Annotated in this window: 25 protein-coding genes, 1 tRNA gene and 1 riboswitch; of the genes, 9 read left to right on the top strand and 17 right to left on the bottom strand. The window is 74.8% G+C overall.

From position 1 onward, the window contains the following. Positions 1 to 116: 116 nt before the first annotated feature. Together infC and JOF54_RS18275 are read right to left on the bottom strand one after the other, a co-directional pair. Entirely contained in the window at positions 117 to 848 is a 732-nt protein-coding gene (gene infC / locus JOF54_RS18280) for a translation initiation factor IF-3 (protein WP_307804358.1), read from the bottom strand. Positions 849 to 1,176: 328 nt separating this feature from the next. Continuing rightward, entirely contained in the window at positions 1,177 to 1,710 is a 534-nt protein-coding gene (locus tag JOF54_RS18275) for an SseB family protein (RefSeq protein ID WP_307804357.1), read from the bottom strand. A gap of 109 nt (positions 1,711 to 1,819) precedes the next feature. Here JOF54_RS18275 and JOF54_RS18270 point away from each other — a divergent pair, with 109 nt between their 5' ends. Continuing rightward, positions 1,820 to 2,299, top strand: a complete 480-nt coding sequence (locus JOF54_RS18270) for a hypothetical protein (protein WP_210059764.1) — start codon at positions 1,820 to 1,822, stop codon at positions 2,297 to 2,299. A gap of 10 nt (positions 2,300 to 2,309) precedes the next feature. Here JOF54_RS18270 and JOF54_RS18265 read toward each other — a convergent pair whose 3' ends face one another. From JOF54_RS18265 to pnuC, 4 genes are all read right to left on the bottom strand, one after another. After that, complete coding sequence (locus JOF54_RS18265) at positions 2,310 to 2,813, bottom strand: PH domain-containing protein (protein ID WP_210058418.1); 504 nt, start codon at positions 2,811 to 2,813, stop codon at positions 2,310 to 2,312. After that, complete coding sequence (hisG, locus tag JOF54_RS18260) at positions 2,801 to 3,664, bottom strand: ATP phosphoribosyltransferase (RefSeq protein ID WP_307804356.1); 864 nt, start codon at positions 3,662 to 3,664, stop codon at positions 2,801 to 2,803. Before hisG ends, JOF54_RS18265 begins: the two co-directional genes overlap by 13 nt. A gap of 62 nt (positions 3,665 to 3,726) precedes the next feature. Next, positions 3,727 to 3,996 (bottom strand): phosphoribosyl-ATP diphosphatase, encoded by a 270-nt coding sequence (locus JOF54_RS18255; RefSeq protein WP_210058416.1) that lies wholly within the window; start codon positions 3,994 to 3,996, stop codon positions 3,727 to 3,729. A gap of 79 nt (positions 3,997 to 4,075) precedes the next feature. Further along, entirely contained in the window at positions 4,076 to 4,795 is a 720-nt protein-coding gene (gene pnuC / locus JOF54_RS18250) for a nicotinamide riboside transporter PnuC (RefSeq protein WP_210058414.1), read from the bottom strand. Between the two features lie 97 nt (positions 4,796 to 4,892). Next, positions 4,893 to 5,020, bottom strand: a riboswitch (FMN riboswitch). Positions 5,021 to 5,122: 102 nt separating this feature from the next. On the opposite strand from pnuC, the gene JOF54_RS18245 reads away from it, so the two are divergent. Then, positions 5,123 to 5,485: a VOC family protein gene (locus tag JOF54_RS18245; RefSeq protein ID WP_245360870.1), complete on the top strand. Its 363-nt coding sequence runs from the start codon at positions 5,123 to 5,125 to the stop codon at positions 5,483 to 5,485. A gap of 188 nt (positions 5,486 to 5,673) precedes the next feature. Here the strand turns inward: JOF54_RS18245 and mshC are convergent, their stop codons facing one another. The 5 genes from mshC to JOF54_RS18220 form a co-directional block, all read right to left on the bottom strand. Beyond that, positions 5,674 to 6,918: a cysteine--1-D-myo-inosityl 2-amino-2-deoxy-alpha-D-glucopyranoside ligase gene (mshC, locus tag JOF54_RS18240; protein ID WP_210058409.1), complete on the bottom strand. Its 1,245-nt coding sequence runs from the start codon at positions 6,916 to 6,918 to the stop codon at positions 5,674 to 5,676. Between the two features lie 148 nt (positions 6,919 to 7,066). Further along, entirely contained in the window at positions 7,067 to 7,867 is an 801-nt protein-coding gene (locus tag JOF54_RS18235) for an SCO1664 family protein (RefSeq protein ID WP_210058407.1), read from the bottom strand. Positions 7,868 to 7,898: 31 nt separating this feature from the next. Next, entirely contained in the window at positions 7,899 to 8,483 is a 585-nt protein-coding gene (locus tag JOF54_RS18230) for a DUF3090 domain-containing protein (protein ID WP_210058405.1), read from the bottom strand. A gap of 21 nt (positions 8,484 to 8,504) precedes the next feature. After that, a complete protein-coding gene (locus tag JOF54_RS18225; RefSeq protein WP_210058403.1) occupies positions 8,505 to 9,242 on the bottom strand; it encodes an MSMEG_4193 family putative phosphomutase in 738 nt (245 codons plus the stop codon). Beyond that, positions 9,239 to 9,805: a flavin reductase family protein gene (locus JOF54_RS18220; protein ID WP_307804353.1), complete on the bottom strand. Its 567-nt coding sequence runs from the start codon at positions 9,803 to 9,805 to the stop codon at positions 9,239 to 9,241. Before JOF54_RS18220 ends, JOF54_RS18225 begins: the two co-directional genes overlap by 4 nt. Before the next feature lie 131 nt (positions 9,806 to 9,936). Between JOF54_RS18220 and JOF54_RS18215 the strand changes: the two genes are divergently transcribed. Then, positions 9,937 to 10,770, top strand: coding sequence for an undecaprenyl-diphosphate phosphatase (locus JOF54_RS18215; RefSeq protein ID WP_210058401.1), 834 nt, complete (start codon positions 9,937 to 9,939; stop codon positions 10,768 to 10,770). Positions 10,771 to 10,773: 3 nt separating this feature from the next. Here JOF54_RS18215 and JOF54_RS18210 read toward each other — a convergent pair whose 3' ends face one another. Continuing rightward, the gene (locus JOF54_RS18210; RefSeq protein ID WP_210058399.1) at positions 10,774 to 11,823 is read right to left on the bottom strand and encodes an LLM class F420-dependent oxidoreductase; all 1,050 of its coding nucleotides are present in this window, start codon (positions 11,821 to 11,823) and stop codon (positions 10,774 to 10,776) included. Positions 11,824 to 11,880: 57 nt separating this feature from the next. On the opposite strand from JOF54_RS18210, the gene JOF54_RS18205 reads away from it, so the two are divergent. Next, positions 11,881 to 12,867 carry an aldo/keto reductase gene (locus tag JOF54_RS18205; protein ID WP_210058397.1) on the top strand — a complete coding sequence of 329 codons (987 nt, stop codon included), beginning with the start codon at positions 11,881 to 11,883 and terminating at the stop codon, positions 12,865 to 12,867. Positions 12,868 to 12,918: 51 nt separating this feature from the next. Here JOF54_RS18205 and JOF54_RS18200 read toward each other — a convergent pair whose 3' ends face one another. From JOF54_RS18200 to JOF54_RS18190, 3 genes are all read right to left on the bottom strand, one after another. Continuing rightward, on the bottom strand, positions 12,919 to 13,542 hold the full coding sequence (locus JOF54_RS18200; protein ID WP_210058395.1) for a hypothetical protein: 624 nt from the start codon (positions 13,540 to 13,542) through the stop codon (positions 12,919 to 12,921). An 86-nt stretch (positions 13,543 to 13,628) separates the two neighbouring features. After that, a complete protein-coding gene (locus JOF54_RS18195) occupies positions 13,629 to 13,826 on the bottom strand; it encodes a DUF5703 family protein (RefSeq protein ID WP_210058393.1) in 198 nt (65 codons plus the stop codon). A gap of 22 nt (positions 13,827 to 13,848) precedes the next feature. After that, positions 13,849 to 15,162 carry a M20/M25/M40 family metallo-hydrolase gene (locus JOF54_RS18190; protein ID WP_245358191.1) on the bottom strand — a complete coding sequence of 438 codons (1,314 nt, stop codon included), beginning with the start codon at positions 15,160 to 15,162 and terminating at the stop codon, positions 13,849 to 13,851. A 57-nt stretch (positions 15,163 to 15,219) separates the two neighbouring features. On the opposite strand from JOF54_RS18190, the gene JOF54_RS18185 reads away from it, so the two are divergent. Together JOF54_RS18185 and JOF54_RS18180 are read left to right on the top strand one after the other, a co-directional pair. Continuing rightward, a complete protein-coding gene (locus JOF54_RS18185; protein ID WP_210058388.1) occupies positions 15,220 to 16,533 on the top strand; it encodes an MFS transporter in 1,314 nt (437 codons plus the stop codon). 63 nt (positions 16,534 to 16,596) lie between these two features. After that, positions 16,597 to 16,682, top strand: a tRNA-Leu gene (locus tag JOF54_RS18180). 59 nt (positions 16,683 to 16,741) lie between these two features. Here JOF54_RS18180 and JOF54_RS18175 read toward each other — a convergent pair. Beyond that, a complete protein-coding gene (locus JOF54_RS18175) occupies positions 16,742 to 17,755 on the bottom strand; it encodes a Gfo/Idh/MocA family protein (protein ID WP_210058367.1) in 1,014 nt (337 codons plus the stop codon). Positions 17,756 to 17,857: 102 nt separating this feature from the next. Here JOF54_RS18175 and JOF54_RS18170 point away from each other — a divergent pair, with 102 nt between their 5' ends. After that, positions 17,858 to 19,060 (top strand): glycosyltransferase family 87 protein, encoded by a 1,203-nt coding sequence (locus tag JOF54_RS18170; protein WP_210058365.1) that lies wholly within the window; start codon positions 17,858 to 17,860, stop codon positions 19,058 to 19,060. Positions 19,061 to 19,113: 53 nt separating this feature from the next. Then, entirely contained in the window at positions 19,114 to 19,965 is an 852-nt protein-coding gene (locus tag JOF54_RS18165; RefSeq protein ID WP_210058362.1) for an NmrA family NAD(P)-binding protein, read from the top strand. A 28-nt stretch (positions 19,966 to 19,993) separates the two neighbouring features. Here JOF54_RS18165 and JOF54_RS18160 read toward each other — a convergent pair whose 3' ends face one another. After that, on the bottom strand, positions 19,994 to 20,899 hold the full coding sequence (locus JOF54_RS18160; RefSeq protein ID WP_307804352.1) for an alpha/beta fold hydrolase: 906 nt from the start codon (positions 20,897 to 20,899) through the stop codon (positions 19,994 to 19,996). Positions 20,900 to 20,941: 42 nt separating this feature from the next. Between JOF54_RS18160 and JOF54_RS18155 the strand changes: the two genes are divergently transcribed. Further along, positions 20,942 to 22,042 (top strand): alcohol dehydrogenase catalytic domain-containing protein, encoded by a 1,101-nt coding sequence (locus tag JOF54_RS18155; protein WP_210058360.1) that lies wholly within the window; start codon positions 20,942 to 20,944, stop codon positions 22,040 to 22,042. The last annotated feature ends 4 nt before the right edge of the window (positions 22,043 to 22,046 follow it).

Below are 22,046 nucleotides of genomic sequence, written 5' to 3'. Positions count from 1 at the left end.
CGCTCCATTTCCGTGGCCGCACCGCGTGGTGCAGTCCTGCTCTGCGTCCCGGACGGGAACGTGATCCGCCCGGGCCTTGCGGGGCCACCCACCGGGGTGGGTGGCCCGTCCTTCGGTCAGACCTCGACGTCGGGGTCGAGGTTGTCCGCCGGCCCGCGTCGCCGCGGGGCGGTGGGGCCGGCGGCCGCGTGCTGCGCACGGATCTCCGCCAGCTGGTTGCGCTCCTCGTCCAGACCCGCCTGGCGCTCCGCCATCCGGCGGTCGCGCTCGACGGAGGCCTCGGCGCGCGCCTCGGTCTTCTTCTTGTGCGGGCCGAGCACCATCAGCATGTTCCGGCCGTCCTGCTTCGGCGAGGACTCGACGAAGCCGAACTCGTCCACGTCGGCCGCCAGCTTCTTGAGCAGGTTGTAGCCGAGCTCGGGACGCGACTGCTCGCGCCCGCGGAACATGATGGTGATCTTGACCTTGTCCCCGGCCTTGAGGAAGCGCACGACGTGACCCTTCTTGGTCTCGTAGTCGTGGCTGTCGATCTTCGGCCGGAGCTTCATCTCCTTGATCACCGTGTTGGTCTGGTTCCGACGGCTCTCACGGGCCTTCTGGGCGTTCTCGTACTTGAACTTCCCGTAGTCCATGAGCTTGGCCACCGGGGGCCGGGCCATCGGCGCGACCTCGACCAGGTCGAGCTCCGACTCACGCGCCAGGCGGAGTGCGTCGTCGATGCGCACGATCCCCACCTGCTCGCCGGCGGGGCCGACGAGACGGACTTCGGGGACACGGATGCGATCGTTGATCCGCGGTTCGGTGCTGATATGTCCTCCAGTTGGTTGTGGATGGTCGACCTCGCACACCACCGGACCTGCACACGGGCGCGGAAACCCGAAAAGGGCCTCCGCGCACGCGAAGACCCCAGCACCACGGGACGGCAGGTACGCCGTTCCGGTGGACCGACCCCACGACCGTCGCTCCGAGGAGCTGTCGTCGTGCGGGTGGGAGATCGGGTCTCCGCTTGCAGATCCGGCGAGGAGCCAGATCGGTCGGCGCCCACGCTACCACCCCGGGGCCTCCCGGGCCCAGCGCGCGCAGCGTCCGGGGGTGAGCCCTGGTGCCGACGGTGGTACAACGCCCGCGGGGACCCCGATCTTCCCGGGCGCGCGACCCCGTCCGCGGGTCCGGCGCTCAGCCGGCGGCGGGGTCGGCGCCGTCGGCCTCCACGAGCCAGCCGAACTCCCCCGGCGCGGTCTCGACCAGGCGGCGGCCGGCCGCGAGCGACTCCAGCACCTCGCCGTCGACGACCAGCGGGTGCGGACCGGCGAAGTCGACGAGCAGCGCGGCGACGCCCTCGGCCCGCGCCGTCTGGGCGGCCTTGTCGAGCGTCACCGCGACGGGCCGGGCGTCAGCCTGCCAGGCGTGCAGCGCGTCCAGGCCGGTGAAGCCGAGCAGGGCGCGGCGGCCGTCCGCGGCCTGCAGCATCACCACCGACATCTCCGCCTCCTTGTCCGAGGCCAGCCCGCCGACGGTCTCGCCCAGCCGGGTGGCGGTGGCGACGACGGGCACGAGCAGCCGGTCGGTGCACAGCACGGCGACGGCGCGGAGGTAGGCGGCCGGGTCCGCGCCACCGACGGCCGCGGCGAGCGCCCGCCGCGTGGCGGGGTCGGCGACCCCGGCGTCACCGGGGAACGGGGAGGGTGCGAGCTGGCGTTCGTGGTCCACCGGACCACCGTACGGGAGCCCGGACCCCGGCCTCCGGGCCCGCGGAGCCGGGGTGCAGCGGGTGGTCACCCCGATCGGCCGGGGCGGTCCGCTGTGGCAGATTGGCGGGATGCCAGCCGAATCCGCCGTGCTCCTCCCCCTCGCCGCTGGGCTCACCCTGCTGGGCCTGGTGATCGCCATCCTCGCCGGACGCCGGGGCCGCAAGGGCCGGATGGTCCAGGGGATCGGCCTGGCCCTGCTGCCGCTGGCCCTCTACCTGAGCGGCCTCCTCGGCCTCGTCTGGGACGCCGTCGTGGCGGTCGGGCGCTGGGCCTCCAGCACCGTCCTCTCGCCGACGATCTGGGCCGGCTTCGCCCTCCTCGCCGTCTGCGTCGTCCTCTGGGTCGTGGGCGGGGTCGTCGCCCGCCGGACCCCGAAGCGCACCCGCGCCGAGCGCGGCGCGACCGCCCCGGCCGCCGGTGCCGGGACCACGAAGGCCGTCAGCGGCCGCAAGCCCGCCGGCCCGGCCGCCCAGCAGCGTCAGGCCCCGGCGCAGGACGACGACATGGCCGAGATCGAGGCCCTGCTCAAGTCCCGCGGGATCGAGTGAGCCCGCGGGCTCAGCGGGTCGTCCAGTAGCGCTGGCGGCGGCGGAGCTCCTCCACCCCGACCTGCGCGGCGGCCCCGTCGCCGTACTGCAGGGCCATCAGCTGCCGCTTCTCGGCGTCGAGGTCCGCGCTGAAGGCGCTGCCGTCGGCCGGCGTCAGCAGCACGAAGGCCCAGGGGTCGCCGCGGCGCAGCACCACCTGGTGCACGCGGTCCCAGGGAACGGTGTGCGTCCGCAGCCCGTTGCGGAACCACAGCCCGGACTCGTCCGCCCGGACGACGCTCAGCGCCAGGGCCACCATCACCCCCACCAGCAGAGCCAGCACCCCCAGCAGGGTCAGCCGCTGCGAGGTGGTGAACAGCACCTGGATGTCGTCCGGCAGGGCGAACCAGCCGTAGAGCGTGACCAGCACCAGGGCGACCGCGAACGAGGCGGCGACCAGCCGGAGCCGGCGGGGACGGATGACGAGCGTCGACGGGGCGACGGCGTCGGGGGCGGGGCGCACTAGATCCGGCACGCGGCGATGTCGGTGACCAGGATGGCGCGGGCGCCGAGCTCCCAGAGGTCGTCCATCACCTGCTGGGCGTCGGGCTTGGGCACCATGGCCCGGACGGCGTGCCAGCCCCGCTTGGCCAGCGGCGCGACCGTCGGCGACTCCAGGCCCGGCGTGATCGCGCAGGCAGCCTCGACCACCTCGGCGCTGACGTCGTAGTCCATCATCACGTAGTTGCGGGCGACCAGGACACCGTTGAGCCGGCGGACCAGCTGGGACAGCCCGGGCGGCTCGGGGGCGTCGGTGCGCCGGATGAGGATGCCCTCGGACTGCAGGATCGGGTCCCCGAACAGGGAGAGACCCGCCTGCCGCAGGGTGGTGCCGGTCTCCACGACGTCGGCGATCACGTCGGCGACGCCCAGCCGGATGGCGGTCTCGACCGCCCCGTCCAGCTTGATCAGCCGGGTGCTGACGCCGCGGTCGGCCAGGTAGGTCTCGACCAGGCCCGGGTAGGAGGTGGCGAGCCGGAGGCCCTGCAGCTTCTCCACGCTGAGGTCGGCGTCGACGGGCGCGGCGAACCGGAAGCGGCTGCGGCCGAAGCCCAGCGGCATCACCTCGGTGGCCGGGGCCCGGGAGTCGAGCAGCATGTCGCGGCCGGTGAGGCCGACGTCGAGGGTGCCCTCCCCCACGTACACGGCGATGTCGCGCGGCCGCAGGTAGAAGAACTCGACGCCGTTGGCCTCGTCGAAGAGGACCAGCTCCTTGGGCTCGCTGCGCTGGGCGTACCCGGCCTCGCGGAGCATCGCGGACGCGGACTCCGACAGGGAGCCCTTGTTCGGGACGGCGATCTTGATGGTCGGGCGGGCAGGGCTCACCCGGTCATCCTAGGTGGACGGCCCCCGCGGGCCCGGGCGTCGGGAGAGCGGTGAGACCGGGCTCAGAGGTGGGCGTAGACGTCGTCGAGGTCGAGGTCGAGGGCGATCATCATCGTCTGCAGGTGGTAGAGCAGCTGGCTGATCTCCTCCGCCGCGTCCGCCTTCGACTGGTACTCCGCGGCCATCCACACCTCGGCGGCCTCCTCGACGACCTTCTTGCCGATGGCGTGGACGCCCGCGTCGACGCGGGCCACCGTGCTGGAGCCCGGGGCCCGCTCGGCCACCTTGGCGCTGAGCTCGGCGAACAGGGACTCGAAGGTCTTCGTGGTCACGCGGGGCAGCCTAGTGGCCGGCGCGCGGCGACTCCGGGGCCGATGTCGACCCCGACGTCCCCGCACGCCGACCGGTCGGTCAGCCGACGGTCTCCGACACGGGGTCGGCGACCCCGGCGGGGACCGCCTCGGCGCCCTCGGTCCGCTGGATCCGGACCCACGAGATCAGCCCCAGCACGCAGAACGCGCCGTAGACGATGTACATGATCGCCGAGGGGTAGAAGCCCGCCACCAGCAGCAGCGGGATGCCGACCACGTCGACGAGGACCCAGATCACCCAGAACTCCGTCCAGCCCCGCGCCATCCCGTAGGTGGCCAGGATCGAGCCGGTGAGGATCCAGGCGTCCGCGAGCGGACCCCACGACCCCAGCGCCTCGAGGACGAAGTAGAACGCCGTCGTCAGCACGACGGCGGCGACCAGCAGCTGGAGGCGCTCGGCGCCGGTGGCCCAGCGCGGCCTGACGGCCACCCCGCCCCCACCGTGGCTGCGGCGGTAGCGGCTCCACTGGACCCAGCCGTAGACGCTGACGACCAGGAAGAAGACCTGACGGCCCGCCTGGCCCCACACGTCGTGCTGCTGGGGGGTGTCGAGGACGCCGCCGAGGGCGCTCCCGACGAACACGGTGAACAGCAAGATGTTGCCGATGATGCCGATCGGCCACGCGGCGACCTTGCGGCGCATGCCGAGCAGTGCGCTCGCCAGGCCGAAGACGTTGCCGATGACCTCCCGCCAGAGGATGCCGGGGCCGATGTCGATCTTGGCCTCCAGCAACCGCACCAGCAGTTCCGAGAATCCCATGGGATGTCCCTTCCACTCGTCCGGTCGCACGGTTGAACCCGGGGTGAAGAAGAGACGTCGGGGCGTGCGGGCAGGCGCCCGCGCGTCGTCGACTGCTCCCGTGTTCCTCCCATCCGGACTCTCACCGTCGGTCGTGGAGTTTCACCACATCAACCGGTCGCTGGCTGCGATCGGGTCGCGGACTTTCACCGCCGGCTCGGACTTCCACCGACCCCGGAACACGTGCGAGTTTGACAAACTCGTCAGCGACCAGTGTGGCACGCGCTCCTACGCCGGTGCGGCGGCTCTTGCCCCCCGGACGCCGCCGCTGCCAGGATCGGGCGTGTGATGGATCACGTCGGCATCCAGGTGGACGACCTCGCCGCGGCCCGCCGCTTCTACGACGCCGTGCTGGCGACCCTCGGCTACCGGATGCTGACCGACGTCGGACCCGCGGTGGGCTACGGCGCCGACCACGCGGTGTTCTGGATCGGGGCGGCGACCGACCGGATCCCCAACCGGCAGAGCCACCTCGCCTTCGCCGCGCCCAGCCGGGAGGCCGTCATCGCCTTCCACGACGCCGCGCTGGCCTTCGGGACCGCGAGCCTGCACGCCCCGCGGGTCTGGCCCGAGTACCACGCCGGCTACTTCGGAGCCTTCGTCCGCGACCCCGACGGCAACAACGTCGAGGCCGTGCACCACACCTTTTGATGGTCCTCGCTCCGCTCGGACGCGGATCGGGCTATAACCGCTGTCGACGTCGTCGCGCGTCGACGAAGAGCGTGTCGACGCGCTCCTCCTTTCGACAGCGGCGCCCGATCCGGGTGCCCCTCAAGAACGCAGATCGGCGACTGCCTCGGCGGAGTCCTCGTGCCCCTTCGACAAGTTCAGGGCCGGGGTCAGAGGGTTATTCCGAGGAGGGCCTCGACGGCACGGGCCACGGTCTGCGGGGCGTAGGCGTCGTCGCTCTCGACGACCGACGAGGCGCCGGCCCAGGCGTCGACGGCGGCCAGGGCCGCCGGGGCGTCCAGGTCGTCGGCGAGGGCGGCGCGGATCTGCGCGACGACGGCGTCGCCGTCCACCCCGGCGTCCAGCCGGACGGCCTCGCGCCAGCGGACCAGCCGCTCCTCGGCCGCCGTCAGCAGCTCCGGCGTCCACTCCCAGTCGTCGCGGTAGTGGTGGTCGAGCAGCGCGAGGCGGACCGCCATCGGGTCCACGCCGTCGCGGCGGAGCCGGGAGACGAAGACGAGGTTGCCGCGGGACTTGCTCATCTTCTCCCCGTCCAGCGCGACCATGCCGCTGTGCAGGTAGGCGCGGGCGAAGGGCTTGCCGGTGGCCAGCCGGCCCACCGAGGCGCTCATCTCGTGGTGGGGGAAGACGAGGTCGCTGCCGCCGGCCTGGACGTCGAAGTCCGGGCCCAGCAGGTCCAGGGCGATGGCGGCGCACTCGACGTGCCAGCCCGGGCGGCCGTCGCCGAAGGGCGAGGGCCAGGACGGGTCACCCTCGCGGTGCCGGAGCCAGACGAGGGAGTCCAGGACGCCCCGCTTGGCGGTCCGGTCCGGGTCGCCGCCGCGCTCGGCGAAGACCGGGCGGGCCGCCTCCTCGTCGAGGTGAGACAGCGAGCCGAACTCCGCGTCCTGCGCCTGGTCGAGGTAGAGATCGCCCGCGTGCTCGTCCTCGACGGCGTAGACGACGCCGCGGGCCTGCAGGTCGGCGACCAGCTCGACGATCAGCGGGACCGACTCGACGGCGCCCACGTAGTGGCTGGGCGGCAGGACGTTGAGCGCCTCCATGTCCTCGCGGAACAGCTGGGTCTGCTCGGCGGCCAGCGCGGCCCAGTCGACGCCGGTGGCGTGCGCCCGCTCGATCAGCGGGTCGTCGACGTCGGTGACGTTCTGCACGTACAGGACCTCGAGCCCGGCGTCGCGCCAGACCCGGTTCAGCAGGTCGAAGGAGACGTAGGTGTTGGCGTGCCCGATGTGGGTGGCGTCGTAGGGGGTGATGCCGCAGACGTACATCCGCGCGGTGCCCTCGGCCGGGCCGACGGGCACCAGCTCCTGGGCGGCCGAGTCGAACGCCCGCACCGCGGGCGACCCCTCCGGACGGTCGAGCTGGGGAACCGGTCCGGAGCGCCACGCCTGCATGGCGTCACCCTAACGGCGGGCCCGGACGGTCCCCGGCCACGCCCCCGGCGCCGGACGGCCCAACCCCGGACCGCCCGACCCCGGACCGCCCGACCCCGGACCGCCCGACCCCGGACCGCTCAGCCCCGGAACGCTCAGCCAGGAGAGCTCAGAAGGGCGGCCAGGGGATCGAGGGCCACTGGCCGCGGGGCCGGGGCAGCCGCCGCCGGTTCAGCAGCAGGTCGGCGCGCCGGACCAGGGCGGCGATCTCGAGCTCGTCCAGCAGCGCGGTCAGCTGCTCGGGCGCCTCGTCGCGCGCCTTCTCGACGGCCTCGAGCTCGACGTCGTGCAGGGTGCTACCGGCCCAGCCCCACAGCAGCGTCCGCAGCTTGTGGTCGGTGTGGAAGCTCACGCCGTGGTCGACGCCGAACACGCGGCCCTCGCTGGCCAGGATGTGGCCGCCCTTGCGGTCGGCGTTGTTGATGAGCACGTCGAAGACGGCCAGCATCCGCAGCCGGGGGTCGTCGGCGTGGATCACCGAGACCGGCCGGTCGTCGGCCCCGATGCCCTCCACGCAGGAGAACCACCCCTGGCTCGGCACGGCGGTGGTGGGCACCAGGTCGACGAGCTCGGCGACGGCGTCCGGCTCGCTCTCCACCCACGCCTGCAGCGAGCCGGGACCCATCGGCCCCTCGGCGAAGACGGTGACGGGGACGCAGTCGAAGCCGCCGATCCGCGACACCTCGTAGGCGGCGACCTCCCGCAGCCCGAGGGTGCGGTGCGGGAAGTCCCAGAGCGGGCGCTCGCCCTCCGTGGGCTTGTAGACCCAGCTGCTCGTGCTGCCCGAGGGCGTGCGCACCTCGGTGAGGAAGGTGGCGTTGGACGCCTCCATCAGGCGGCCGGTGATCTCCAGCTCGGCCTCGCCCAGCTCGTCGTGGGCGAGGGTGGCGTCGAGCGCCGGGTGGGTCATCGCGACGTCGTCGGGGCAGCGGGCGGCGTCATCAGAACAGCGGGCGCCGGTACCCGTTGGCCCGCGGGCAGATGTGCCCCTCGGGGTCCAGCGGCTGCAGGCAGAAGGGGCACGGCGGCCGGCCGGCGGAGACCAGCGCGTTGGCGCGGGCCACGAAGTCGCGGGCGTAGGAGGCGGTGATCTTGACGACGAAGACCTCGTCGGCGTTGACCTGCTCGCTCTCCTCGGTCTCCGCGGCGTCGTCGGCCGCGTCCTCGTCCTCCACGTCGACGTTGGAGAACAGCTCGATGACCACGCGGTCGATGGCCGGGTCCCACGCGATCGTCATGGTGCCGACGCGGAACTCCTCGGTGATCGGGGCGTCCAGGGGGTCGGTGTCGCGGGCCCGGGTGCTGGAGGGGGGCACGGCGGCCGCCCCGGTGCTGCGCCGGACCACCTCGTCGAGCACCCGGTCGAGGTGCTCGGCCAGCACGGACACCTGCTGCTTCTCACAGGCCACGCTGGTGATGCGGTTGCCCTCGCGGGCCTGCAGGAAGAACGCACGTTCCCCGGGCTGTCCGACGGTGCCGGCGACGAACCGGTCGGGTTCGTCGTAGCGGTGCACGAGAATCGCCATGTCACCACCCTAAGCAGGCGCTCAACGGGGCTCCCCGGCGGCAGGGTCGTCCGCTCCCCCGGCGCCCAGCCCGCCGCCGACCGCGGCGTCGTCGTCGGACCCAGCGGCCTTGGTCGGGGGCGGGGTCAGCAGCTTGCCGAGGTCGGCGTTGGTGGAGTTGACGGTCACGACGTAGGGCCGGCTGGCGGTGTAGCGGACGATCGACACCGAGGCCGGGTCGACGAGGATCCGCTGGAAGGCGTCGAGGTGCATGCCGAGCGCGTCGGCCAGGACCGCCTTGATGACGTCGCCGTGCGAGACGGCCGCCCAGACGGCGTCGGCCCCGTGCTCAGCCTCCATCGTGGCGTCCCAGCGGCGGATGGTGCCGACGGCCCGCGCGCTCATCTCCGTCATCGACTCCCCGCCCGGGAAGCGGACGGCCGAGGGCTGGGACTGCACCGTCGCCCAGAGCTTCTCCCCGCTCAGCTCCTTGAGCGTCTTCCCCGTCCAGTCGCCGTAGCCGCACTCGATGATGCCCTGCTCGCTGTGCACCGGGCACGGCTCGGCGCGCGCCCCGACCAGGGCCTGGGTGGTCTGGCGGCAGCGCCGCAGCGGGGAGGTGACGACGGCGCGCAGCGGGACCCCGGCCAGCCGGGTGCCGACGTCGGCGACCTGCGTGCGGCCGACGGCGTCGAGCTCGACCCCGGAGGACCGGCCGGCGAGGATCCCCGCGGTGTTGGCCGACGTGCGGCCGTGGCGGATGAGCAGGACGGTCGTCATGCCCGCAGGCTAGCCGGGTCGTCCGCGGGGCCGGCCCCCAGCGCGAGGTAGCGGCCGCGGAACGAGCAGAGCACGCCCCGCTCGTCGGGCTCACCCAGCTCGCTGTGCTCGACGACGCCGCGGACGAGCAGCGCCCAGCCGGCGTGCGCGGTCTCGGCACGGGTCGCGGTCACCGTCGCCCCCAGCCAGCCGACGGCGTCCTCCAGCACCGGACCCCAGGCGGTCTCGCGCCAGCGGCCGACGGTGAAGACCCCACCGGGCGCCGGGGCCTGGCCGGCGAAGACGTCGGCGAGCTGGCGGTGCGGGCCGGCCAGCAGGCTGACGGCGAAGCGGCCCGTCACGGCCAGCTGGTCGGCGAAGTCGGCCTCCTCGTCCAGCAGCCCCAGCACCTCGGGCGGGCGGCCGTCGGCCAGCAGCAGGGAGGAGATGGTCCAGCCGGTGGGGCGGCCGTCCAGCTCCGTCGTCCACACGCTCACCGGGGCGGGCATCCGGCCGCGCCAGCGGCGCAGCGGGTCGCGGTCGTCCGCCGGGGGCAGGAAGGGGTGGTCGCCGTGGATCGTCACCCCTTCCTTCTACACGTGTGGGCGGCATCACGTCCCCGGGCGGTCGAGCGCGCCGGTCCGGCCGGGGACGACCCCTAGGGTGGGTCGCCGGGCCCGCGACCGGGACCCGACGGGCGGGACGAGGAGCGGGCATGGGCTGGTTCGAGGCACTGGTGCTGGGCGTGGTGCAGGGGCTGACCGAGTTCCTGCCGATCTCCTCCAGCGCGCACCAGTCGATCGTCGGGCAGTTCTTCGGCGGCCAGGACGTCGGCGCCGCGTTCACCGCGATCACCCAGCTGGGCACCGAGGCCGCGGTCGTCCTCTACTTCCGCCGCGACATCGCGCGGATCATCAGCCGCTGGGTCGGCTCGCTCGCCGGCCGTGTGCCGAAGGACGACCCCGACGCCCGGATGGGCTGGCTGGTCATCATCGGCTCGGTCCCGATCGTCGTCCTCGGGCTGCTGTTCCAGGACGCCATCGACTCCGCGCTGCGGAACCTGTGGATCACCGCCGCCATGCTCGGCGGCTTCGGCGTGGTCATCGGCGTCGCGGACCGGCTGGCCCGCAACGCCCGGCCGCTCACCTCGCTGACCTGGGGCCACGGTGTCCTCTTCGGCCTGGCCCAGTCGCTGGCGCTGGTGCCCGGCGTCTCCCGCTCCGGGGCGACGATCAGCATGGGCCTGGCGCTGGGCTACACCCGCGAGGCCGCCGCCCGGTACTCGTTCCTGCTGGCCATCCCCGCCGTCGTCGGGTCCGGGGTGTTCAAGCTGGCCGACGTCGCCGGCGACCCGGTGCCACCGGCCTGGGGGCCGATCCTGCTGGCCACCGTCATCTCCTTCGTCGTCGGCTACGCGGTGATCGCCTGGCTGCTGCGCTACATCTCCACGCACACGTTCCTGCCGTTCGTGGTCTACCGGATCGGCCTCGCGCTGCTCGTCGCGGCGCTGCTGCTGGCCGGCGTGCTCGAGCCGCTGCCGCAGGGCTGACGCTCAGCCGACGGACGCGCGCTCGAACGCCTCCGCGAGCACCGTGAGGGCGGCCAGCTTCTCCTCCAGGCTCTCGCCGTACGGCACCACGGAGCAGGTGGTGACCCCGGACGCGGCGAGCAGCCGCAGCCGGTCGGCGATCCGGTCGCGGTCGCCCAGCAACGAGGTGGCGTCGATGAACTCCTGGGGCACCGCGGCCATCGCGTCGCGCTGCCGGCGGTCGAGGAACAGGTCCTGCACCGCGGCGGCCGCCTCGCCGTAGCCCATCCGGACCGCGAGGGCGTTGTAGAAGTTCTGCGTGCGGCTGCCCATCCCGCCGAGGTAGAGCGCCGCGTAGCCGCGGACGGGGTCGGCGCACGCGCGCGGGTCGGGGCCGACGACGAGCGGGAACGTGGGCACCACGTCGAAGCCCTCCAGCGTCTTCCCGACCTTCTCCCGGCCCGCCCGGACGGCCGCCAGCTGCTCGTCGGCGAAGTCGGGGGCGAAGAAGACCGCCAGCCAGCCGTCGGTCAGCTCACCGGCCAGCTCGAGGTTCTTCGGGCCGACGGCGGCGAGGTAGGTGGGGACCCGCTCGCGGACCGGGTCGATCGTCAGCTTGAGCGGCTTGCCCGGGCCGTCGGGCAGCGGCAGCGTGTAGTGCGCGCCCTCGTGGGCGACGGTCCTCCGCGCCAGCGCGAGCTCCAGGACGGCCAGGTACTCCCGGGTGCGGGCCAACGGCTTGTCGAAGCGGACGCCGTGCCAGCCCTCGGAGACCTGCGGGCCGGAGACGCCCAGCCCCAGCCGGAACCGGCCGCCGGAGAGCACGTCGAGGCTGGCCGCGGTCATCGCCGTCATGGCCGGGGTGCGGGCGGGGATCTGCATGACGGCCGAGCCGACGTCGATCCGCGACGTCTGGCCGGCCAGCCAGGCCAGCACCGTCGGGCTGTCGGAGCCGTAGGCCTCCGCGGCCCAGACGACGTCGAAGCCGAGCGCCTCCGCGTGAGCGGTGAGCCGCAGCTGACCCCGCGGGTCCTCCGCGCCGACGAGGTAGCCGAGGTTCAGACCGAGACGCATGGGGCCACCGTAGTGGCGTCCGGGGCGCTCCGGCGTGCGCCGGTTAGGGTCGCTGGCATGGAACTGCGGCCGGTCGGGACGAGCGGTCTGCGGGTGTCGCGGCTGGGCCTGGGGACGATGACCTGGGCCCGCGACACCACCGACGAGCAGGCCCGCTCGCTGCTGGAGATGTTCCACGAGGCGGGCGGGACGCTCGTCGACACGGCCGCGGCCTACGGGGCGGGCGACGCCGAGCGGCTCATCGGCCGGCTGGTGGCCGAGATGGGCATCCGCGACGACGTCGTGCTGGCCACCAAGGCGGGCTTCGTCATCCGCGACGGCGAGCGGATCGTCGACACCTCGCGCCGGGCCCTGCTCCGCGACCTCGAGGGCTCGCTGCGCCGGCTCGGCACCGACCACGTCGACCTCTGGCAGGTGCACGCGTGGGGCGACGCGCCGCTGGCCGAGACCCTGGACGCCGTCGACCACGCCGTCGCCGCGGGGATGGTCCGCTACGCCGGCATCTCGAACTTCGTCGGCTGGCAGACCGCGCAGGCCGCCACCTGGCAGCAGGCCTTCCCCGGCCGCACCCCGATCACCAGCGCTCAGGTGGAGTACTCCCTGCTGGCCCGCCGCGCCGAGGTGGAGGTGCTGCCCGCCGCCCGCGCCTTCGGGATGGGCTTCTTCCCCTGGTCGCCGCTGGGTCGCGGGGTGCTGACCGGGCAGTACCGGGCGGGGACGCCGCGCGGCTCGCGGGCCGCGACCGACCACTTCGCCTGGTTCGTCGAGCCCTACCTGGAGAACCGCAGCCGGGGCGTCGTCGAGGCCGTCGTCCGGGCGGCCGAGGGCCTGGACCTGCTGCCCCTGCAGGTGGCCCTGCTGTGGGTGCGGGACGCGCCCGGGGTCACCGCCCCGCTGCTGGGGGCGCGGACGCCCGGCCAGCTGGCCCCGGCGCTGGCCGCCGAGGACCAGGCCCTGCCGCACGAGATCGCCTCGGCCCTGGACGACGTCTCCGGCGGGCCCAACGCGGCGCGGCCCGCGGCGGTGGGGACGCGCGGGGCCTGAGCCGTGCGCGACTGTGCGCCGAGGGCCGTGCGGACGCCTCCTGCAGGACGCTCAGCGCACAGTGGTCGGCCCTTGCGCGGTAGTGGCTGCTTCGACGCCGGCCCGGAGGCCGTCATAGCTCACCTCAGCGGGGTGGGCGCGGCTGCGCAGGCTGCCGAGCGTCACCGACTTCTGCTGGTCGAACACCTCGTTGAGACGCTCTGTCGACAGCACGAGGAAGGTCCATTGGCTCACGTCGAGAGGGTCGGCGCTCAGCTTGTCCCGGTGGTGCAGGAGGCAGAACACGTAGACGTCGGCCTGCCGTCTGCGCTCGGAGGTGAGGTTGGTGTCGGCGTCCCAACCCAACGTCGGCTGGATCCCGAACACCGGGTTGAACGCCTTCGTCTGGTGCCAGGACTGGACGTAGGCGCTCGACTTGACCTCGATCCGGACACCTTCGGAGGTCTTGAGATCAGCGGCGTCCCACTCCTCGCGGACCGTGCCGACGATGCAGTCCAGCGCGGTCCCGACGATGAACTCCGCGAGGACGCCACGCATCGCGTTGCCGAGCAGGTCGGAGGAGGACCAACGCCAGAAGTCCAGCACGCTGGCCGGAACGGGCTCGCCGCCCCTGTGCAGCGGCTCATCTCCGGTCAACGGTGTCGCGCGACGTCGCGCCCAGCTCTCGGTGTCCATGCCGCAGTCTGGACGATCCCCGCTCAGCGAGTGCGCAGTTCCTCGACCTCGAAGCACGTCGGGGGTCGAGTTCCCGCGCTGTCGGCTCAGACCTGAGCGGGCTGGCGGATGATCTTGCGGCGGATCCAGATGTCGCGGGTGCCGTCGCGGTAGCGGCGCAGCCGGGTCAGCTCCCAGCCGCCGTACTCGGCCTGGTCGGTGAGCAGCTGGCGGACGGCACCCCGGGACAGGTGACGGCCCAGCCGGACCTTCTCGATCTCGTACTCCACGCCGCGCTTGGTCATCGCCGGACAGCGTAGTCCGGGCTCACGCCTGGTCGAGGAACCGGTCGAGGACGCGTGCCCCGAACTCCAGCGACGCCGTCGGGACCCGTTCGTCGACGCCGTGGAACATGCCGACGAAGTCGAGCTCGGGCGGCAGCCGGAGCGGGGCGAAGCCGAAGGAGCGGATGCCCAGCCGGTCCCACGCCTTGGCGTCGGTGCCGCCGCTCATCAGGAACGGGACGGCGCGGGCGCCCGGGTCCTCCGCGGCCAGGCAGGACTGCATCGCCTCGACCAGCGCGCCGGAGAACTCGGTCTCGACGGCGTCCTGGCGGGTGACGACCTCGTAGCGGACGCGGTCCCCGATCAGCTCGGTGATCGTCTCGTAGAACTCCTGCTCGCCGCCCGGGACGAAGCGGCCGTCGATGGCCGCCGTCGCCCGGCCGGGGATGACGTTGTGCTTGTAGCCGGCGTCGAGCATCGTCGGGTTGGCCGTGTTCGACATCGTCGCCCCGACCATCCGGGCGATGCTGCCGAGCCGGGCCAGCGTCTCCTCCACCGTGGCCGGGTCCAGCTCCACCTCGAAGGCCTCCGACACCGCCTCCAGGAAGGCCTGCTGGGCCGAGGTGATCCGGTGCGGCCAGGTGTGGGCGCCGACGCGGGCGACGGCGGCGCTGAGCGCGGTGACGGCGTTGTCGTCGTGCCGGAACGAGCCGTGCCCGGCCCGGCCGTCCGCGACGAGGTTCAGCCAGGCCAGGCCCTTCTCCGCGGTCTGCACCAGGTAGAGCCGCAGGTCGTCGCGGACGGTGAGGGAGAAGCCGCCGACCTCGCCGATCGCCAGCTCGCAGTCGGCGACGGTGTCCGGGTGCTCCTCGGCCAGCCAGTGCGCGCCCAGCCCGCTGCCCGCCTCCTCGTCGGCGGTGAACACCAGCCGGACCGGACGGCGCGGGGCGGCCCCGGCCCGGGCACGGGCCCGGACGACGCTGAGCACCATGGCGTCGAAGTCCTTCATGTCGACGGCCCCGCGGCCCCAGAGGCAGTCGTCGACGACCTCGCCCGCGAACGGCGGCACCGACCAGTCGTCGGCGTTCGCCGGGACGACGTCGAGGTGGCCGTGCACCAGCAGCGGGGAGAGCGAGCGGTCGACGCCCTCGGGCTCCCAGCGGGCGACGACGCTGGTCCGGCCGGGCTCGGGCTCGAGCAGCTCCGCCTCGATCCCCACCTCGTCGAGCAGGGCGGCGACGTGCTCGGCGGCGACCCGCTCCCCCGGCCCGGGCTGGTCGCCGTAGTTCGAGGTGTCGATCCGGATGAGGTCGCGGCACAGGGCCACCACCTCGGCGTCCGCGGCGTAGGCGTCCATGGCCGTCATCCTGTCTCACCGGGGCGGGCGGCCGGGCGGGGTGGGCCAGGATGGAGCGTGCCCACCTCCACCAGCCGCCGCTCCTGGGCGGTCTGGGGCGTGGCCGTCGCGGCCTACGCGGTGGCGATCTTCCAGCGCACCTCGCTGGGCGTCGCGGCGGCTCCGGCCACCGAGCGGTTCGGGATCGGCGCCTCGGTGCTCTCGACGTTCGTGGTGCTGCAGCTGGTCGTCTACGCCGCCATGCAGATCCCGGTCGGCATCCTCGTCGACCGCTTCGGCTCCCGGCTGCTGCTGGTGACCGGGGCGCTGCTGATGGCGCTGGGGCAGACGACGATGGCGCTGGCCACCACGCCCGGCACCGCCGTGCTGGCCAGGGTGGTGGTGGGCGCGGGTGACGCCATGACCTTCATCTCGGTGCTCCGGGTGATCCCGGCGTGGTTCCCCGCCCGCCGGGTGCCGCTGGTCACCCAGCTCACCGGCCAGGCCGGCCAGCTGGGCCAGGTGGCCAGCACGATCCCGCTGGCGGCCGCCCTGGCCGGTCCCGGCTGGACGCCGGCCTACCTGGGGGCCGCGGCGGTGGGCGTGCTGGCCGCCGTGCTGGTGCTGCTGGCCGTCCGCGACCGGCCGGTCGGCGTGGCCGCCCCGGTGCCGGTGGGCTGGGGCCGGGCGCTGGCGGACCTGCGCAGCTCGTTCACCCACCCGGGCACCCGGCTGGGGCTCTGGTCGCACTTCAGCACCCAGTTCTCCGGGATGGTCTTCGCCCTGCTCTGGGGCTACCCCTTCATGACCGCCGGGCTGGGGTACAGCCCGGGCCTGGCCGGCGCCCTGCTCACCGTCATGGTGCTGGCCGGTCCGGTGATCGGGCCCGTGCTGGGCCAGCTGACCGCGGCCTACCCGCTGCGCCGCTCCAACCTGATCTTCGGCGTCCTCCTCGCCACGGTGGCGATCTGGACGCTCGTGCTGGTCTGGCCCGGCACCGTCCCGCTGCCCCTGCTGGTCCTGCTGCTGCTCGTGCTCGCCGCGTACGGGCCGGCCTCGGCCGTCGGCTTCGACTTCGCCCGCTCCTTCAACCCCTCGACCCGGCTGGGCGCGGCGTCGGGGATCGTCAACATGGGCGGCTTCACGGCGTCGCTGATCACGATCTTCGCCATCGGCGTGATCTTGGACTGGCGGGCCCCGACGGGGGCCTTCGACCTCGTCGACTTCAAGATCGCCTTCTGCTTCCAGTACCTGCTGTGGGCCTTCGGCTTCGTGTCCCTGTGGAGCAGCCGCCGGCTGACCCGGGCCGGGATGCGGGCCGACGGCGGCGCGCCCATCGACCCGCTGACCCGCGCGATCGCCCGGCACTGGCGGCACCGGGGCCGTCGCTGAGCCCCTGCGGCGCCGATTCGTCGTGCGGGACGGGTGTTGCTATAGTTCACTGCTGCTGCACCAGTCCGGGTGGCGGAATAGGTAGACGCGCTAGCTTGAGGTGCTAGTTCCCTTTACGGGGAATGGGGGTTCAAGTCCCCCCTCGGACACGACGGCCCAGAGCCCCTCCCACCTCGGTGGGCGGGGCTCTCGTCGTCCCGGGGTCCGGTCAGCCCTCTGCGGGGCTCCCGAGCCCCAGCTCCGCCCGCCAGCGGTCGAGCACCCGGGCGTTGCCGAGGGAGTCCGCGTGGCTCATCTGCGGGGCCTCCCCGACGCCGACGCTGTCGGCCAGCGCGTCGGCCTCCAGGGCGAACGGCGCCACGCCGGTGAAGGCGGTCCGCTCCGGCCCGCCGTCGGTGGTCGAGAGCACCAGCTCGGAGTCGGGGCCGTGCGTCCAGGGCTCGGGCAGGTGCAGCGTCCCGCGCGAGCCGTGCACCGTCGCCGTGCGCGCCCCCGCCAGCCGGATCCCGGCGCGCACCGAGGCCGTGATGCCGCCGGGGAAGTCGAGCTGGGCGACGCTCCACTCGTCGACACCGGTGGGGCCGATCGCACCGGTCGCCCGCAGCCGCTCGGGCTCGGCGCAGGGCTGCCCCCGCGCGGCCCCGGCCACGGCGCGCGCGAAGGCGACCGGGTAGCCGCCGACGTCGAGGACGCCCCCGCCGGCCAGCGCCGGGTCGAAGAGCCGTCCGGTGCGCTCGGCCACCCGGAAGGTGGAGGCGGCGTCGACGTGGGTGACCGTGCCGATCCGGCCCTCCGCGACCGCGGCCAGCAGGGCCGCCGTCTGCGGGTGGAAGCGGAACTTGTAGGCCTCGACGAGGCTCCGTCCCGCGCTCCGGGCCGCGTCGACCATCGCCTGCACGTCCACCGCGGTCGGGGCGAGCGGCTTCTCGCAGAGCACGTGCTTGCCGGCGGCCAGGGCGTCGAGGGTCAGCCGGGCGTGCGTGGTGTGGACGGTGCCGACGTAGACGGCGTCGACGTCGGGGTCGGCGAGGACCTCGGCGTAGCCGGTGCCCGCCGCGGCGGGCAGGCCGTGCTCGAGGGCGAAGGCCGCCGCCCGGGCGGGGTCGGAGCTGCCGACGGCGACGAGGACGCCGCGCCGGCTGGCGGGCAGCTGGGCGAGGAACTTCCGGGCGATGACGCCGGGGCCCAGGACGGCCCAGCGGAAGGGGGCGGGAGCGGTCACGGTGCGTCGTCCTCCGTCGGCGCCGGGCCGCGGGTCGGCGCCGACGTCCGCCGACGCTAGCGGGCCGGTTTGAGCGGGCGCCCGGCTGGCTACCCGGGCGACGTGCGCCCCGCCCGACCCCGGACCCTCGCGGCCGCGGCCTGGGGGCTCCTCGTCCTGCTGACGGCGGTGCTGGTCCAGATGGCCCTGACGCTGCCCGCCGGGCCCGACGGGCTCTCCGACCTGCGCGTCTACCAGCAGGCCGCCGGCGCGCTGGTCCGCGGCGAGGGCCTCTACGCCTTCCGCGCCGCGAACGGCGACGGCTTCAGCTACCCGCCGGTCGCCGCGCTGCTGCTCGCCCCGCTCGCGGGCCTGCCGCCGGCGGCGCTCGGGGTGCTCTGGACGCTCGCCCTCGTGGGGCTCACCGTGCTGCTCGCGCACCTCGTGCTCCTCCGGGGCGACCACCCGGTGCTGCGCCGGCCGCCCCCGGCGGCCGCGCTGCCGCTCAGCGCCTGCGTCCTGCTGGCCAGCTACCCGGTCTTCAGCGGGGTCTTCCTCGGCCAGGTCAGCCTGCTGGTGACGGTGCTGGCCCTGCTGGACGCCCTCGACGTGGTGCCGCGCCGGCTGCAGGGCGTGGCCACGGGGCTGGCGGCCGCGGTGAAGCTCACCCCGCTCGTGTTCCTGCCCCACCTCTGGCTGACGGGCCGGCGCCGCGCGGCGGTCGTGGCCGCGGCGACGTTCGTCGTCGCGGGAGCGGCGGCCTGGCTGGTGCGGCCGGCGGACTCCGGGCTCTACTGGTCGACCGCGCTGGAGGTGCCCGCCTTCATCCCGCTGGAGCAGCTGGACAACCAGTCGCTGCGGGGGCTGGCGGCCCGCGCGGGCCGGACCGGGCCGGCCGCCGGCGCCCTGGTCCTGCTGGCCTCCGCGCTGCTGGCGGGGCTGGCCCTGCTCCGGGCCCGCGCCCTGCACCGGCAGGGCCGGCGGCTGGCCGCGGCCGTCGTCGTCGGCGCGCTGGCCGTCGTCGCCTCCCCGGTCTCCTGGAGCCACCACCAGACCGCGCTGGTGCTGGCCGCCGGCTGCGCCGTCGCCGGGCCAGCCCGCTGGGTGCGGACCTGGCCGGTGCTCGTGCTGGTCCTGATGACCCTCCCGCTGCCGTTCCTGCTGCCGCTGCTGCCCGGGGCCGTCCGGCCGGTGGCCGACGAGCTCGTGCTGCTGCTGGCGCTCGCCGTGGCCCTGGGCCTGCCGTTCCGCCGCCGGCGCCCACCGGTGGCCTCCCCGGCCCCCGCCGTCGCGTCCTCGGAGGCCCGGACCCCGGCCCGGCGGTGAGGGGCTGGGAGGATCGGGGCGCGGCCGCCGGGCCGCCCGACGAGAGGACCTCCATGAACGCCGCCGCCCTGCCCGCCGTCGCCGTCACCGGCGTCACCGGGGCAGTCGGCGGGCTCGTCGCCCGCGCCCTGGCCGACGCCGGGGTGCCGCTGCGGCTGCTGGCCCGGACGCCCGCCAAGGTCGCCCCGCTGCCGGGCGCCGTCGTCGTCGCGTCGAGCTACGGCGACGGCGAGCGCTCGGTCGAGGCCCTCCGCGGGGTGCGGACCCTGCTGATGGTCTCCGCCGCCGAGCACGAGGACCGGCTGGGCCAGCACCGCGCCTTCGTCGCGGCGGCCGCGGAGGCGGGCGTCGAGCACGTCGTCTACACCTCCTTCGCCGCCGCCGGGCCGGACGCCGTCTTCACCCTGGGCCGCGACCACGGGGCGACCGAGCGGGCGGTCGAGGAGGCGGGGCTGGCGCACACCTTCCTGCGCGACTCCTTCTACCTGGACTTCCTGCCGGAGACGGTGGGCGAGGACGGCGTCATCCGGGGTCCGGCGGGCGAGGGCCGGGTGGCTGCGGTGGCCCGCGCCGACGTCGCCCGGGCCGCGACCGCGGTGCTGCGGGACCCGGCCGCGCACCGGGGAGCCACCTACGAGCTGACCGGGCCCGAGGCGCTGTCCTTCGCCGACGTCGCGGCGCAGGTCTCGGCCGCGCGCGGCCGCCCCGTGCGCTACCACGCCGAGACGCTGGAGGAGGCCTACGCCTCCCGGGCCCACTACGGCGTGCCCGACTGGCAGGTCGACGCCTGGGTGAGCACCTACACCGCGATCGCCACCGGCGAGCTGGCCCGCGTCACCGACGACGTCGAGCGGCTCACCGGCCGGTCGCCGCTGACCCTGCGCCAGCTGCTCGCCGCCGCCTGAGCGGCCGCTCGCGACCGGCGCTGACGAGTCAGCCGGCCGCGGCCGATCCGGCCCGCCGGACCAGGGCGTCGACGGCATCGACGACCTGGGGCCACAAGGCCTCCGGGAGGTCGTGGCCCATGCCGTCGAGCACGACGAGCTCGGCCCCGGGCACGGCCGCCGCCGTGGCCCGGCCGCCCGAGACGTCGATCAGCGGGTCGTCGGCGCCGTGCAGGACCAGGGTCGGCACGGCGACGTCGGCCAGCCGGGCGGTCCGGTCGCCGGAGGCGTAGATCGCGGCCAGCTGGCGGCCGACGCCGGCGGGGTCGTGGTCGCGGTCCCAGCCCTCGCCGGCGCGACGGCGGACCTCGTCGGGGTCGGCCGGGTAGCCCGGGGAGCCCAGCACGCGGGCGGAGACGACGCTGCGCTCGAGCGCCTCCTCCCGGCTGCTCACGGGCGGGGCGAGCAGCGTCGCCGTCGCCGCCTCCGTGGCCCGGCCCACCGACCGGTCGCCGGTCGTGGACATGATCGAGGTGAGGCTGAGCACCCGCTCGGGGTGGTCGACCGTGAGCGTCTGGGCGATCATCCCGCCCAGCGACGCGCCGACGACGTGGGCCGCGGCCAGCCCCAGGTGGTCGAGCAGCCGGACGGCGTCGTCGGCCATGTCCGAGAGGGTGTAGCTGGCCGAGGACGGGTCGCCCGCCAGCAGGGCGCCGAAGTCGGGCCGCGGCGCCCCGTCGAGGTGCGTGGACAGCCCGATGTCGCGGTTGTCGTAGCGGACGACGAAGAGGCCGCGCTCGACCAGCGCCGCGCAGAACCCCTCGCGCCAGGCCAGCAGCTGTGCCCCCAGCCCCATCACCAGCAGCACCGGCGGGTCGGCCGGGTCCCCGAAGGTCTCGTACACGATCCGGATGCCGTCCGCCGTCCCCGCCGGGACCTCGCCTGACTCGCTCACGTCCGTCACCGTACCGGGGGCCCGGCTGGCACGATGACGGGCGTGCGGATCACCGGAGCGGTCCTGGAGGAGGTCGGGCGGCCGGCGCCGTTCGCGGCGTCGCGGCCCCTGACCCTGAGCGCCCTGGAGCTGGCGCCGCCGGGCCCCGGCGAGCTGCGGGTGCGCGTCGAGGCCGCCGGGCTCTGCCACTCCGACCTGTCCGTCGTCGACGGGAACCGGCCGCGGCCCACGCCGATGCTGCTGGGCCACGAGGCGGCCGGGCTGGTCGCCGAGGTGGGCGCGGGGGTCGACGACGTCGCGGTCGGCGACCGGGTGGTGATGACCTTCCTGCCGCGCTGCGGCCGCTGCCCGGGCTGCGCCACCGGCGGCCGGCTCCCCTGCGGCCCCGGCTCGGACGCGAACGCCGCGGGCGACCTGCTGGGCGGCGGCCGGCGGCTGACCCGCGACGGCGTCCCGGTCGCCCACCACCTCGGGGTGTCGGCCTTCGCCGAGCAGGTGGTGGTCGACCGGCGCTCGGTGGTGCCGGTGCCGGCCGACGTCCCCGCCGAGGTGGCGGCCCTGCTGGGCTGCGCCGTGCTGACCGGCGGCGGCGCCGTGCTCAACGCCGCGTCCCCGGAGCCGGGCAGCCCGGTGCTGGTGGTGGGGCTGGGCGGCGTCGGGATGGCGGCCCTGCTGGTCGCGCAGGCGCTGGGGCACCCGGTGACCGCCGTCGACCCGGTGCGCGGGAAGCTCGCGACGGCCGCCGAGCTGGGGGCGGTCGCCGCGCTCACCCCGGCCGAGGCGCTGGAGCGCGGCCTGCGGGCGCCCACCGTCGTCGAGGCGGCCGGCAGCGCCCGGGCCTTCGAGACCGCGCTCGCCGTCACCGCGCCGGGCGGGACCACGGTGACGGTCGGGCTGCCGGGCCCCGACGCGCGGGCCGCGGTGTCCCCGCTGCTGCTGACCGCCGAGGCCCGCACCGTCGTCGGCAGCTACCTCGGCTCGTCGGTCCCGGCCCGCGACGTCCCGCGCTACGTGGAGCTGTGGCGCGAGGGCCGGCTGCCCGTCGAGCGGCTGGTCTCGCACCGCCTCGAGCTCGGCGGCCTGCACGAGGCCCTCGACGCCCTGGCGCTGGGCGTCGTGCTGCGCCAGGTCGTCACCTTCTGAGGAC

The organism is Microlunatus capsulatus, from assembly GCF_017876495.1.
GTDB lineage: Bacteria > Actinomycetota > Actinomycetes > Propionibacteriales > Propionibacteriaceae > Microlunatus > Microlunatus capsulatus.
The sequence above is the reverse complement of the archived record's forward strand: the minus strand, read 5'-3'. Positions and strand labels throughout refer to the sequence as shown.